This is a genomic window from Bacillus massilinigeriensis (assembly GCF_900111815.1).
In the GTDB taxonomy this organism is placed as follows: Bacteria; Bacillota; Bacilli; order Bacillales; family Cytobacillaceae; genus Mesobacillus_C; species Mesobacillus_C mediterraneensis.
In genome coordinates this window covers 734,296-746,793 of the sequence record NZ_LT630004.1, presented here as the reverse complement: position 1 = coordinate 746,793, position 12,498 = coordinate 734,296, and the positions used below count along the sequence as shown (strand labels likewise).

The window sequence follows — 12,498 nt, the reverse complement described above, 5'->3', positions numbered from 1 at the left end:
CAAAAAAAGAAGGAAGTCCGCAGTGGGCTTCCTTACTTCACAATAGTATATCCGATAAAATAACCGAGAACCATAATGCTTGCAATTACTAGTGTAACAGAAAACTGCTCCATTGCCGTTCCTCCTTAAAGAAAGTCATATAGCATTAAGCTAACATAGAAGAGACGGCATCCCCAAAAGTAATTTCGTCTTTTTTGTGACATTATCTTTATGAATGTGATAATCATCATTTAAAGTTCCCTCTTACCGATGCTCCTTCGTTAGCCGTTTCCTTTGTTTCATCTATATAGAATAGAAAATGGCTAAAATTATCCAAAAGAGATAAATTGGGCTTCTTTCCATTTCAAATAAGAAGTTTTGAAAAAATTTTTTCCGGGTAAAAGAAGATTACCATAATAAAGACAAATGAAAAGGAGTCTTACAAATATGAAAGAGATTATGTCATCTAACGTAATCGTTCAAAAGAAATTTTCAATGAAAAAAATGCTTGATATCCACCAAGCTGCTAAAAACATTAACGGCACTACCTATTTATACAGCAAACAAAAAACAGTGGTTGCAAAGAACCTGCCAAAACTCGTGTCATTCCTACTGACAGTCGAGCCTCAATCCACACTTAAAATTATTGTGGAAGGAACGGATGCAGAAAAGAAACTTGAAAAGCTGACAACTATGCTGACAAACGAAGCAGAAGTGGTACGCATGGGAACAAAACGCCTGCTAGAAACACCAGGGTCATTCCAGCTTTAACACTTATAAAACGGATAAGAAAAAGGGGCCAGCTATAGCAATGCTTAGGCAGGCCTCTTTTTGGTTTACTGTATTTATCACTTGCTTTGTCTCCTGCCTGACAATGCTCCGTTTCTTTTTGTCCTACTTTTGATTAATGACCCTAATTATAACTTTTTCATAAAAAAGACCATTGCTGCGGTTCTTCTTGCTGAAAATCGGGTATCTACCTTAGAAAAGGCCATAGGAGAGTGATTGTAGTGGCAGGCATGTTTCATAAAGTTATCATGGCATTTAATAATAACAATGAAAGCAAAGAAGCTTTACAGTTAGCAAAAAAGCTTAAATTGGACAATCCGGAGATAGAGCTTACTGTTGTCCATGTATCAGAGGAAAAGAAGGTAGAGACGGTAACAGAACCAGCAGAGAACAATATCAATCCGCCAAACATTGGTTCCTATACGGTTGATGGTCTGCAGATCCCCCCCTTGTCACTTGACAGGACATTATCCCAGAAATCTGTCCATGAAAAAGTAGAAAACAGTGCAGAACAAGCATTAAGCAATGCAAAAATGGAATTGGCAGCTCTTGGAGAAAATGTGGAATATGTAATAGTGGACGGAAATCCGTCTGATAGCTTATGCAGAGTTGCAAAAAGGACTGCTGCTGATCTCATCATTCTCGGCCAATCAAAAGGAAAACCTGGCCTTAAAAGATTTTTTACAGGAAGCACCATTCAGGAAGTGATCGACAATTCCCCATGCACTGTACTCGTCGTTAAGTAATCAATATATAGATCAAACAGGAGTTGACTGATTAAATAATGAGAGGTAGCCTTTGACTGGCCACCTCCCATTACTTACTTATTTTTTTGGAGGAATGCATTGCTTTGAACTGCAAGCGCCATTTATCGAACATGCTGCACATTTTCCCTGCCTTGACTTATTGATGAACCGGTAAAGCGCCCATCCTGCATAGCCAAATATTCCTCCGCCTATAATGATATTCGCTATCATGTTACCACTTTCCTCTCTGTTAGGATAACCCTGCAATCCGTCCCCCTTGATATACAAGGAAGGAAATAAGATAAGCAATAAAGAGGGCATAGATTATGGAAAAGACCGTCCAGCGCCGCGACCTAGTTTCTTTGTAAATCGTAGCGGTTGTTGCAAGACATGGTACATAAAGCAGAATAAACACCATGAAGCTGTATGCTGACAGTGGTGTGTAATACTGGGATAAGAGACCTTGCAGTGTTGATTGATCCGGGACGAAATAAATGATATTCATTGTTGAAATAATAGATTCTTTTGCCAAAAACCCTGTTATCAGAGATGCCCCTGCCTGCCATGTTCCAAATCCAATCGGGGCAAGAATTGGCGCGAATATGCCTCCAATAATAGCAAGGTAACTGTCATCCATATCAACTTTTAATCCATCAGGACCCATGTAGGAAAGCAGCCAAATTAAAACGGAACCCGCAAAAATAAAGGTACCCGCTTTCTTTACGAAACCTTTTCCTTTATCCCATGTACTTCTCCATAGCGCCTGAAATTGGGGTACTCTATATGGAGGAAGTTCAATGACGAAAAGGGATGTTTCACCTTTTAGAATCGTCTTGGAAAAAATCTTCGCAAGGATAAGGGAAACCACAATACCAAGTACATATAGACTTAAGACAATCAAAGCTTTATTTCCAGCAAAAAATGCGCCGGCAAAAAGAGCATAAACAGGAAGGCGAGCAGAGCATGACATCAACGGTGTAAGCAGGATAGTCAGAAGCCTCTCCTTTGGTGTCTCGATTGTTCTTGCAGCCATGATACCAGGTACATTGCAGCCAAAACCAATCATCATTGGAATAAACGCTTTCCCATTCAATCCGACCGCTTCCATCATCCTGTCCATCACAAGCGCAACCCTTGCCATGTAACCTGAATCTTCAAGTAAAGAAATGAAAAAGAACAGAATGAAGATTTGCGGTACAAATACAAGTACACCGCCCACACCTGCAACAATGCCTTCCAAGATAAGAGCGCGGATAAATTCAGAAGCACCCACCGTGGAAAGACCAACAGAAATCAGGTTGGTAAGAGGTCCAGTTATAAATGCATCAAGCGCATCTGAAAGCGGAAAGCCCAGCCAATCGAACGTCAGCATAAACATTAAATACATCAGGAGTAAAAAGAACGGAATCCCTAAGATTTTATTTGTAGCAATACGGTCAATCCTGTCAGTTAGAGGAACACTTTTCTCGGAAGCATTGCTTATTGCTCCATCTACAATCTTATTAATCGCCTCGCTGCGCTTATCGTAAATATGCCGGTCAAGTAATGCAGTATGTCCTTCACCTTGAAGGTTAGCTTCGGCCTCTTCCTTTAATGCTACAAGCTTTTCCTTCTCTATTAATGTAAGAAGATAATCAGCAACATATTCATTTCCCTCTAAAAATTGAATTGCAAGCCATCTCTTTGGCAAATGCGTTTTTCCATCCATCTCTCTTACGAGGCTTTCGGCAGCCTGCTCGATCACCTCACCGTAATCAACTCTGAAGCTGCTTAAAGGAAAGTTTGTGCGCTTTGTTATCATTTCAGCAAGTCTTTCACAGCCTTTACCTGTTCTTGCTACGACTGTTTCTACCGGAATACCTAAGCTTTTGGAAAGCTTACTGTTATCTATTTTAATGCCCCGTCCGCTGGCAACATCAACCATATTCAAACCAATCACAATTGGTGCACCAAATTCTAGAAGCTGAACAGTTAACTGTAAGTTTCTTTTAAGCTGTGACGCATCCACAATATTCAACAGTCTATCAAAGGATTCTGTCAGGAAAAAACGAGTGACAACTCCCTCATCTTTTGAGAGCGGACTAAGCGTATAAACACCCGGAAGATCGATTAATTGATTCTGTCCGTTCTTAATTGTCCCGACTTTCTTTTCAACCGTTACGCCACTCCAGTTCCCTACATATTCGTAAGACCCAGTCAGCTGGTTGAAAAGAGAGGTTTTACCTGTATTAGGATTACCTATTAATGCAATCTCCATTTAAACTCTCTCCACTTCAATCCGAAAGGCTTCCTTGCGTCGAATGCCTACACACTGGCCGCACGATTCCAACATCAATGGACCGCCAAATGGAAGGATGCATTTTATGCAGATTTCCGTTCCTTCGGAAATCCCCAAATCAAGGAGCCTTCTCCGCACGAGCCGATCTGCACCAGAAATGTTTCTTATCAGGGCTTTTTCCCCTTTTTTCATTTCCCCCAGCATCTCAAATCACCTTTTCTATAAGAGTCACAAACAACATCATCTAATTGAGAATCATTATCTTTATTTAACTTAAAAACAAAGGACTTTTCAATAGTTTAGGCAAAAAATTCATAAAATAGTTACATGAATGAATTTCATAAATCTGAGCCCTTGTCTATCAAGGTTTTTTAGGCATCAAAAAAGGAGTACCTCCCCAAAATCTCGAATTTGTTAAGTAGGACCAAAACAATAGAGATTGGAGGAAGTCTCCCTATGCCTATTATAAGACAAGGAAGCCTGTTTGGTATACAAGATTAATATGATTTGGAATCTACCCATCGATTCCAAGCTGTTTTTTCTGCGATAAACCTGGATTCTGCCCGACGATGTGGTTGGCCACAATGCGACAACCTGATTTCCGCACCTTAAATGACTTTCGGAGAAAACGGCTAACGGGATTGATGGAAGAGTTATTTAAAGCCATGATTCTTAAACTAATAGAGGAAAACTACTTTTTGGATGCACGAAGATTGAAGCAGATGCCAATAAGTATTTTTTCGTATGGGGAAAATCTACCACTAAGTTTGAAAAGATGTTAAAAATAAAAACCGAAGAAACCCTCCACCATATAGAAGAAATAACCAAGTTAGAAGCATCGGAAGAAACTACAGGCGCTGTAGACGAAGCCCAAACACTTCCATCTAAACTAGAAGAAATAGCGAAGGGGTTGGAGGAGAACGTAACCTCTCTAATCGAAGAAATAAACAACCAAAAAAGATCCAGAGTTACGTAAGGAGCTAAGGAGGAAACGAACTACTTTCAACAAACCATTCGTTTTATTTTACTTCGATTCACCAGCGACCGACGGACACGCGTTGTTTTATTCCTCATTAGGACAAATTGGCGAAGTCTTCTCTACCCATGTCTAAAACAATCTTGGCGGATGCGGGGTATGGAAGTGAAGAAAACTATTTATATGCGATCGATGAAGCGAAGGACCATCGGTTTAACTTTCTCATTCCATATGGTAGCTACCTTAAAGAACAAACACGTCAGCACAAGAAGGATATCAAGAACGCCAAAAAATGGGAATATAATAAAAAAGTACGCTTCCGGTTATGAACAAAGCTACAAAGTGTACGACTATGAAGATTGCGGCGGGTGTCCGTTCAAAACAACATGCACCAAGGCAAAGGGAAACTGTCAATTTCATTGGAATCCCGTGTTTGAAGAAATGAAAGCTAAAGCGAAAACAGCCCTTGAATGTAAAGAACAACATGCCATTTACCCTCGACGAATAGTTAAGGGGGAAAGTGTGGCAATCGATCGTTCCCCAGGTTTTAATTGCTGGGTCTCGATAAAGTTCAAACGAGTTTGGTCTAGTGGCAATGGCCCACAATCTACTGAAAGTAGCAGGCATCCGCCTGGCTACTTTCCTTGAGAAGAATCCATTATAAAAGCAGGACCAGAAAAACTATCCGTTTACCTGGTCCTGCTTTTATTTTAGGCACTTATCAGAAAGCCCTTTTTCACTAGATTAAGCCCATGAGGCTTTACCAATATACGTTTTCGTTCCAAAATTGAACGGATCCCATGACCATGCAACTGAAAGCCCTCTACCAGAAAGTGCTCCCTTTCCGATACCATAAGCTATTTTAGAAACAAATCCAGTTCCATATCCAGCTGCAGTCGCGATGATCCATCCCATCGGCCCTCCAACACCCTTTGCATAGCGAATCACTTTAGAAATGACCGCAGCCCCAGTCGCTCCGGCAATAAGGGCACCAGGGGACATAGCAATACTCGCAGCAATCCCTCTACATTGGCTGGCGGATAAATACGCACCTCCGTCCAGGTACTGCATTTCCTCTTGCTCTAACTCTACATACTTTTGTGGTAATACTAATTCCACGATAATTCCTCCTCTTTCTTTTCATTTTTGTATATAAAGTACCGAAGTACAGTATATCGTCTGCATATCAATCCTAAGCGGAATGATGGTAATTCTCCTTAGCCACTCGATGAATGTAATTTTTTATCGTTAATAGACTTATACTCCCAATCAGAAGAGCAGAAAGGTTAGGGAAAAACCAAAACCAAATAATGGAGATGGTGTAGCAGCCATAATAAGCTGATACCGCAAATACCGTTTCTTTTTTTGAGATTAAATCGCTTTCAAGAAATTCGTTTGTCAGTTCTTTCAAAGGCTTAATGGAAAATAGTAATATTCCAATCACAACTGCCGTGAACAGAAATAAATCCTCGGCAATAAAGACTGCAATACAGTAGGCGTAAAAAAAATAATCCAATCGGTTCACCACTTTCATCAATGGCGTACCTTTCAATGAATCTCCCATTCTAAGGAATTGTCTTAGTTCTCCTGAGTAATCAAAACCTTTCTCCAACAGGGAATTTATCATTTTATACATGAATAGGTTGGTGAGGATAAAAAAGGCTGCCATCATACTAATCAGTAAAACGAGGCTTCCGGTTCTTTCATACAATGAATGCCCAAGCGGCAAATAAAGGACGACATTTAATAGAAGAAGGAACACAATGGCATAGGCGTATTTCTTCTCTGTAGAAAAGGCATTATTGAAGGTTACCACTGAAAGCACAGCTGTTATTCCAATAAATAACCCGAGGGTAACCAACGTGAATAGCACTTTCACTATATTAGAATCAGTAGAGTGATTAGGAATCAAACAAATGTAAATAAGCAAACTAATATAAAAGGCGATGTGCAATTTTGACAAGATTTTCATAAGATCCCTCTCATTCTGAGAAATGTATCGATTTTTTAAAGCCTTTTAAGATTCAACATCTTCAAAACCCAATTAGAATAAGTCTCTTTGTTATAAATAACCTTGGCCTCCACAGGCATGGAATGAATGATCTTCACTTCATTGCCGTCACGTGCTACAAGTTCTGTTTTCTTGAGGGAAATGCCACATTTATAGAAAACAAGATTTCCTTCACTCGTCTCCTGCGTCAGTGTACCGGTATCTATGGAAGATATTTCGCCTTCAGCCGTTCCATATTTTTGTATGTTGACTCCCTGTATCGAAAGTTTTACTGTATCCCCAACATTAATCATGGAAATATCACGTGAGTCAATAAATGCTTCAACCTGAAGTTCATCGGTACCATTGGACACTTGGGCGATGACCTGGTTTGCCTGAATGGTCATTCCTAGTTTCATTGGAACTAAGTAATGGACCACTCCATTCTTGTTAGAAGTGATGGTTAATGCAGATTCCTGACCCGAATAAAGTGCTATCTGCGCTTTTAATTCAACGAGCTTTGATTGAATGGATGATCTGGCAGAACCGAGCTCACTCTTCAACTGGGACAAAACCTGCTTAGACTGCGAAGTCGGATTCTTCTGCTGCTGTTCAAATTGACTTATTTCTTCAGTGATCCCTTCTATTTCGCTTTCCTTCGCCTCAATCTTTCCTTTCAGTTCATCAGAGGGAAAGACATCACTTGCTGGATCCGTTTTTCTCAGATCTTGCTTTAAAAGGTCGAGATCATCAAGAAGTTCATCTTTCTTTTGGTTCTTTTTCTCTATTTGACTGTTTAAATTGGATTTTTCAAATTGGTCTGTACGGACTTGAAGCAAGAAATATTCAATCTTACCATAATATTCTTGTTCAACTCCTGAATCCTTCATAAGGTTCCTTTGTTCATCCAATGATTGTTCAAATTGGTCGAGAACCTTCTTTTTTTCATTTAATTCATCAATTTGGGATTGAAGTGTCTTTTGTTGCAACCCTTCCTGGCCGCTTGATATCGTAAAGAGAACTTCCCCTTTAGAAACGGCCTCCCCCTCCTGTTTATTGATGGTTACGATCTGCCCATTTAATTGAGTCGAAATGAACTGATCATCTTTGGAAATCACTGTGCCCTCTGCCTTTACAAAGTAAGGTTTAACCAGAACCGTTGAGATATAGGTGGTGAAGACAAGTACTCCTAAAGTAATGAGAATAAAAATCTTTAGAAAATTGGGAGGAGTCTTATCAAAAAATATTCTGGAATCCTTCAGGTCGCTTTTACTATAAAGTTGCATGCTGGAGTACCGGCCTGAATATATCTACAATAATTTCTTCCGGAGAATTTGAGACAAACACATTATAGATCTCGCCATTGGAATCCAGATCATTTTCGAATAAGAATAGTTCCATTTTCGAATGGGCGAAAGGCAAATGTTCCGGTTTTCCTGCATACCGAACATATAGACAGTGGTCACAATGGTATTCACTCTTTACCTTGAACTTTTCTTTATACTGTAAAAAGTCATGTGCCTGAATCATGACATCATAGTCATACTTGACGGATCCATCTTGTTGTATGTTCGACCCTACCATTCTGGTAATCAGGGGACCGAACATCTGGACATTTAATACTTGGGTATAGTTAACGAATTTCTGAACATGCCCTTCCAATTGGTCCAACTCAATATTTCGAATTTCAAATATAATGACGTTTTTTAATCGTAATCTTTTGTTTTCCTTCACTTCTAATTTAGACATACTCCATTTCCTCCTGATTTGGAATGTTCACAGTAGGAGTTGCGTTCCCACCATGTTGTAATCGGTATAGTTCAGCATACCTGCCATTCAGAGCCATTAACTCTTCGTGTGTCCCCTTTTCGATAATCTCACCCTTTTCAATGAAGCAAATGACATCACACTCAACTATGGTCGACAAACGGTGGGCAATGATCATGACAGTTTTATCCCGGGTCTCTCCGAAAAGTAATTCTTGTATTTTGTGTTCACTAAACGAATCCAAATTGGATGTTGCCTCATCAAAGATATAGATGTCGGGATTAGAGAGCAGTGCTCTGGCAATGGCCAACCTTTGCCTCTCTCCCCCGGAGAAATTACTGCCTGACTCCTCTACAAACGTCCCATATCTATTTTGAAGTTTTTCAATAAATGGATGAGCACCGGACTTTTTACAGGCTGATACCATTTCCTCGTAGGTTGCATTTGCGTTACCGATCTTGAGATTATCCAGTATGGTACCTGTAAAAAGCTCAATATTCTGCGGAATATAGGCTATTTTCCTTCGTAGATAATGTTGATCAATATCCTCGATATCATAATGATTGATAGAGATTTTTCCTTCTTTGGCACTCATGAACTTTAACAATAAGCGGGTGATCGTACTTTTCCCTGCACCACTCTCACCAACAAACGCAACGCGGGAGCCTGCTGGAATATCCAGGGTGAAGTTTTTTATGACAGGAGCCCTCGATCCGTAAGCAAAGGTGATGTCCCGAAAGATAATTTCCCCTTTGAGATCAATATCTTTAATGGAATCTTTCTTATGATCTTCACGATTAAGGGTCATAAGCTCACTTAGCCTTTTCATGGCAATTTGAGCTTCCTGGAAAGTCAATTGAAGAGATACCAGATTTTGAACCGGTTCAGTGAAATACGAACTGAGTGTTTGAAAGACCAATAAATCCCCAATCGTCATGTTCCCGTCCATGATACTGACGGCACCGATGGCCATAAACACTAAATTCCCCAATGAGCCTATAAAGTTTGAAACCGATCCTTGAACGTTACTGATTACACCTTCCCGGTAATCAATCTTCAATGAATGGACAAATTTCTCTTCAAGTTTATGTATTTTTGCTTTTTCATCATTTTGTGATTTCACCGTTTCGATATTTTTTATGGATTCTATAAGATGGGAGTTGAACGCTGCGCCTGCTTCCATTTGTTCATAGTTTAATTTTTTGTATGGCCTTTTAAAAAAGTAAATTAAAAGAATATTAATGACGACCATAATTACCAAGATGCCAAATAACGTGGGATTGATTTTCCATAAGACAAACCCTGTTATAGAAGCTAACATGACGTCCATCACTAAAGATATGGACACTGTAGTGAAAATATCCTTAATTGTCATGGCATCCTGAAAACGGGTTATGATGTCCCCTACCCTACGGTTAACAAAGAATTGGTAAGGTGGGTGTATAATATGATTGTAGTAACCCAGTTGAAGGGGAATATCAATCTTACGCGATAAATACAATAAGATATGCTGTCGAAAAGCCGTTAATACATTTTGGAATAACGTTACTAAACCAAATACTAGTAAAAAAATATAAAGACTATTCTTTAATTGATACGGAATAATCTCATCCATCAGTATTTTTGGAAACAGACTTAATAGAATTCCTATTGCACTCAACATGAATAGGTAACGTCATATCTCTCGTGATTTCAAAAGCGGTCGTTCGGATCGCTTTCACATTGAAGTGAAGTCTCTCCAATCCATCCACTATTCCTTTCACACTGGTTCCATAGGCATCAGTCCCAATGATCTCCCTGATTTTCATGATGGAATATTCAATTTTATATGTTTGCAAAACTGTCGAAATGGCAGCGGCCGCACAATCCGATGCATCATGCTGCATTGTACAGGGATATGATTTAAATTGTCACAGGGAAACATTTCTGGACTCAGGATATTAAATAAATACATTCTTTCAATTGACTTCTAAAAAACAAAAAACTGTTCAAAAGGCAAATAGTATCTACCTTTTGAACAGCCTTTTCCTATAGCATTCTTCTTGGTGATGATTGGATAACAAGGTATACAAAAATAATGCTGAGGATAATGCTTGGAACCATATACGTTGCATTATAGACAATTGAATATAATACCGCGGGAGTACCCTTTGGGGCGTACGATCCGAAAAAGATCCAGCCTGTAAAAAAGTGGGCAAGAAAACGGAGCCCTCCTCCAATAAAGGTTGCTGCCGTTATCAGTGATATTTGTCGTTTCTTATTTCCCTGTTGGAAAGATTCCTTTATTTGCTTGGAGAATATCCCTGCACTGCCTACCACCGTAAAAGCCAAAAAATAATCAATAAAGCCCTGAACAGGATGGTACACTTGCGGCATTCCAATAGCAATCTGAAGCAAACCAAACAAGAAACCGGTCAACAATCCGCCTTTTAATCCCCAGCGGATAGCCATGAGAATGACCGGAACCATGGCAATGGAAACATTTCCTCCCTGTGGCCAAAGCCTTGAAAAGATAAATCCAGAAACAAGATCAAGTAAGTACGCAAGTGCGGCACAAACTGCCACCTCAATGAGAAATAACGTGCGCTTTCTGTCCAATGTAAAGTTCCCCTTTCTCTTATAGAATGAGGATAAAGCCCAATCCCTTTGCAGATGCAAGAAGGCAATCCGAAATTGGGATACGGATTGCCTTTCATCGTATCCACATTCCTGCGTTAGCATTATCTAACAGGTTCGAAGGGTCTGAACTCATTCGCTCACTCTCAGCTGCCGCAGCAGCTCCCCCTGTGGTTCTTATTAAAGTTATGCCTTACTGAATATACTACTAATTTAACAGGGTGACAACAATAAAAAAGATAAAAGAACACAAACCGGCAGGACAGAAGAAGAAACAATAAAGTTGGAGGTTTCCAACTTTCCTTCCCTCGTCGCACAATGTTGCTGTAGACCCACCAAACTTGCATTTGATAGAGTTGTTATGTAATGAAAATACGGAGGAATTCGCTTATGGAAAGAATGGAACAAATTAAAGCAGGTGAAAAGGGTGCTTGGATCAGCATCATTACATATATCATCCTTGCAGCTGTCAAACTTACAGCTGGAAAAATAAGTAACTCCGAAGGGCTTTGGGCTGACGGTCTTAATAACTCTACTGACATTATTGCTTCTATCGCAGTCTTGATCGGATTAAAAATCGCACAAAAACCTGCGGACAAAGACCATTTATACGGCCATTATCGGGCAGAATCCATTGCATCGCTTGTTGCTGCTTTTATCATGGCGTCTGTAGGTTTACAAGTCATCGCAGATGGAATTAAGTCATTTGTTGATCCTTCAAACGAGACACTTGGCTGGCTTTCAGCATGGATTGCCTTATCATGTGCTGCAGCCATGTACGGTGTCTATCGGTACAATCTTTCACTCGGAAATAAAATAAATAGTTCGAGTATCAAGGCAGTTGCCTATGATAACCGCTCGGATGCACTCGTCAGTATTGGGGCATTTGCAGGAATTGTTGGAACAAAACTTGGTGTGGATTACCTTGATACACTTGCAGCGATTATCGTAGGACTTATCATCTGCAAAACCGCCTGGTCCATTTTCTATGACGCAACCCATACCCTTACAGATGGCTTTGATATAACGACAATGGAGGATATCAAGACAAAAGTAATCAGTGCTCCTGGTGTAGAAGAAGCGACGGATATCAAGGCAAGGATGCAAGGAAATTCTATACTAGTGGAGGCCACCATTCTTGTTGATCCCCAGCTGACAGTATATGAGAGCCATGAAATTGCGGACCGCATTGAAGAAGTTCTGAAACGAGAATGTAATGTGTACAGCGCCACTATTCATATTGAACCGTTTAGACGTTTTTCGAAGAATTGATAATTTTTTCATTTTTGTATCCTTCTTCCTAGTATTTCGACAAAGGAATTTTCTCTTTTTTACAGAATAAGTAACATACAAGGCG

At 39.8% G+C, this 12,498-nt stretch carries 16 protein-coding genes and 1 riboswitch; of the genes, 6 read left to right on the top strand and 10 right to left on the bottom strand.

The features are described 5' to 3' along the window. The first annotated feature begins 426 nt into the window (after positions 1 to 426). On the top strand, positions 427 to 750 hold the full coding sequence (locus BQ5796_RS04035; RefSeq protein ID WP_071459050.1) for an HPr family phosphocarrier protein: 324 nt from the start codon (positions 427 to 429) through the stop codon (positions 748 to 750). A gap of 248 nt (positions 751 to 998) precedes the next feature. Next, positions 999 to 1,514 carry a universal stress protein gene (locus BQ5796_RS04030; RefSeq protein WP_234969368.1) on the top strand — a complete coding sequence of 172 codons (516 nt, stop codon included), beginning with the start codon at positions 999 to 1,001 and terminating at the stop codon, positions 1,512 to 1,514. Between the two features lie 78 nt (positions 1,515 to 1,592). Here BQ5796_RS04030 and BQ5796_RS04025 read toward each other — a convergent pair whose 3' ends face one another. Genes BQ5796_RS04025 through BQ5796_RS04015 form a run of 3 tightly spaced genes read right to left on the bottom strand, consistent with a single transcriptional unit; the run spans position 1,593 to position 3,996 of the window. Beyond that, a complete protein-coding gene (locus BQ5796_RS04025) occupies positions 1,593 to 1,745 on the bottom strand; it encodes a FeoB-associated Cys-rich membrane protein (protein ID WP_071461136.1) in 153 nt (50 codons plus the stop codon). A 19-nt stretch (positions 1,746 to 1,764) separates the two neighbouring features. Further along, positions 1,765 to 3,771 (bottom strand): ferrous iron transport protein B, encoded by a 2,007-nt coding sequence (gene feoB, locus BQ5796_RS04020; protein WP_071459048.1) that lies wholly within the window; start codon positions 3,769 to 3,771, stop codon positions 1,765 to 1,767. Then, the gene (locus tag BQ5796_RS04015; RefSeq protein ID WP_071459047.1) at positions 3,772 to 3,996 is read right to left on the bottom strand and encodes a FeoA family protein; all 225 of its coding nucleotides are present in this window, start codon (positions 3,994 to 3,996) and stop codon (positions 3,772 to 3,774) included. 571 nt (positions 3,997 to 4,567) lie between these two features. Here BQ5796_RS04015 and BQ5796_RS04005 point away from each other — a divergent pair. From BQ5796_RS04005 to BQ5796_RS18810, 3 genes are all read left to right on the top strand, one after another. Beyond that, positions 4,568 to 4,768: a hypothetical protein gene (locus tag BQ5796_RS04005; protein WP_071459045.1), complete on the top strand. Its 201-nt coding sequence runs from the start codon at positions 4,568 to 4,570 to the stop codon at positions 4,766 to 4,768. Positions 4,769 to 4,896: 128 nt separating this feature from the next. Next, complete coding sequence (locus tag BQ5796_RS18390; protein ID WP_234969299.1) at positions 4,897 to 5,097, top strand: hypothetical protein; 201 nt, start codon at positions 4,897 to 4,899, stop codon at positions 5,095 to 5,097. Next, the gene (locus BQ5796_RS18810; RefSeq protein WP_428839313.1) at positions 5,000 to 5,416 is read left to right on the top strand and encodes a transposase; all 417 of its coding nucleotides are present in this window, start codon (positions 5,000 to 5,002) and stop codon (positions 5,414 to 5,416) included. Before BQ5796_RS18390 ends, BQ5796_RS18810 begins: the two co-directional genes overlap by 98 nt. Positions 5,417 to 5,512: 96 nt before the next feature. On the opposite strand, the gene BQ5796_RS18645 is transcribed toward BQ5796_RS18810, so the two are convergent. From BQ5796_RS18645 to thiT, 7 genes are all read right to left on the bottom strand, one after another. Further along, on the bottom strand, positions 5,513 to 5,887 hold the full coding sequence (locus BQ5796_RS18645) for a hypothetical protein (RefSeq protein WP_071459043.1): 375 nt from the start codon (positions 5,885 to 5,887) through the stop codon (positions 5,513 to 5,515). A gap of 73 nt (positions 5,888 to 5,960) precedes the next feature. Continuing rightward, on the bottom strand, positions 5,961 to 6,740 hold the full coding sequence (locus BQ5796_RS03990) for a hypothetical protein (RefSeq protein ID WP_071459042.1): 780 nt from the start codon (positions 6,738 to 6,740) through the stop codon (positions 5,961 to 5,963). A 35-nt stretch (positions 6,741 to 6,775) separates the two neighbouring features. After that, positions 6,776 to 7,876, bottom strand: coding sequence for a beta-barrel domain-containing protein (locus tag BQ5796_RS03985; RefSeq protein WP_159430978.1), 1,101 nt, complete (start codon positions 7,874 to 7,876; stop codon positions 6,776 to 6,778). A 154-nt stretch (positions 7,877 to 8,030) separates the two neighbouring features. Further along, complete coding sequence (locus BQ5796_RS03980; RefSeq protein WP_071459040.1) at positions 8,031 to 8,507, bottom strand: AraC family transcriptional regulator; 477 nt, start codon at positions 8,505 to 8,507, stop codon at positions 8,031 to 8,033. Continuing rightward, positions 8,500 to 10,188 (bottom strand): peptidase domain-containing ABC transporter, encoded by a 1,689-nt coding sequence (locus BQ5796_RS03975; RefSeq protein WP_234969298.1) that lies wholly within the window; start codon positions 10,186 to 10,188, stop codon positions 8,500 to 8,502. Before BQ5796_RS03975 ends, BQ5796_RS03980 begins: the two co-directional genes overlap by 8 nt. After that, positions 10,133 to 10,411, bottom strand: coding sequence for a cysteine peptidase family C39 domain-containing protein (locus tag BQ5796_RS18380; RefSeq protein ID WP_234969297.1), 279 nt, complete (start codon positions 10,409 to 10,411; stop codon positions 10,133 to 10,135). The genes BQ5796_RS03975 and BQ5796_RS18380 overlap by 56 nt, the downstream gene beginning before the upstream one ends. A 142-nt stretch (positions 10,412 to 10,553) precedes the next feature. Continuing rightward, complete coding sequence (thiT, locus tag BQ5796_RS03970) at positions 10,554 to 11,123, bottom strand: energy-coupled thiamine transporter ThiT (RefSeq protein ID WP_071459039.1); 570 nt, start codon at positions 11,121 to 11,123, stop codon at positions 10,554 to 10,556. A 91-nt stretch (positions 11,124 to 11,214) separates the two neighbouring features. Beyond that, positions 11,215 to 11,320, bottom strand: a riboswitch (TPP riboswitch). 211 nt (positions 11,321 to 11,531) lie between these two features. Here thiT and BQ5796_RS03965 point away from each other — a divergent pair. Then, positions 11,532 to 12,413 carry a cation diffusion facilitator family transporter gene (locus BQ5796_RS03965; RefSeq protein ID WP_071459038.1) on the top strand — a complete coding sequence of 294 codons (882 nt, stop codon included), beginning with the start codon at positions 11,532 to 11,534 and terminating at the stop codon, positions 12,411 to 12,413. The last annotated feature ends 85 nt before the right edge of the window (positions 12,414 to 12,498 follow it).

Coding starts and splice junctions, on each gene's coding strand:
- BQ5796_RS04030 (WP_234969368.1), top strand. CDS start 999: ATGTTTCATAAAGTTATCATGGCATTTAATAATAACAATGAAAGCAAA.
- BQ5796_RS18380 (WP_234969297.1), bottom strand. CDS start 10,411: ATGCAGCATGATGCATCGGATTGTGCGGCCGCTGCCATTTCGACAGTT.
- feoB (WP_071459048.1), bottom strand. CDS start 3,771: ATGGAGATTGCATTAATAGGTAATCCTAATACAGGTAAAACCTCTCTT.
- BQ5796_RS04035 (WP_071459050.1), top strand. CDS start 427: ATGAAAGAGATTATGTCATCTAACGTAATCGTTCAAAAGAAATTTTCA.
- BQ5796_RS18810 (WP_428839313.1), top strand. CDS start 5,000: ATGGTAGCTACCTTAAAGAACAAACACGTCAGCACAAGAAGGATATCA.
- BQ5796_RS03965 (WP_071459038.1), top strand. CDS start 11,532: ATGGAAAGAATGGAACAAATTAAAGCAGGTGAAAAGGGTGCTTGGATC.
- BQ5796_RS03975 (WP_234969298.1), bottom strand. CDS start 10,188: ATGTTGAGTGCAATAGGAATTCTATTAAGTCTGTTTCCAAAAATACTG.
- BQ5796_RS18390 (WP_234969299.1), top strand. CDS start 4,897: ATGTCTAAAACAATCTTGGCGGATGCGGGGTATGGAAGTGAAGAAAAC.
- BQ5796_RS04015 (WP_071459047.1), bottom strand. CDS start 3,996: ATGCTGGGGGAAATGAAAAAAGGGGAAAAAGCCCTGATAAGAAACATT.
- BQ5796_RS04025 (WP_071461136.1), bottom strand. CDS start 1,745: ATGATAGCGAATATCATTATAGGCGGAGGAATATTTGGCTATGCAGGA.
- BQ5796_RS03990 (WP_071459042.1), bottom strand. CDS start 6,740: ATGAAAATCTTGTCAAAATTGCACATCGCCTTTTATATTAGTTTGCTT.
- BQ5796_RS03980 (WP_071459040.1), bottom strand. CDS start 8,507: ATGTCTAAATTAGAAGTGAAGGAAAACAAAAGATTACGATTAAAAAAC.
- BQ5796_RS04005 (WP_071459045.1), top strand. CDS start 4,568: ATGTTAAAAATAAAAACCGAAGAAACCCTCCACCATATAGAAGAAATA.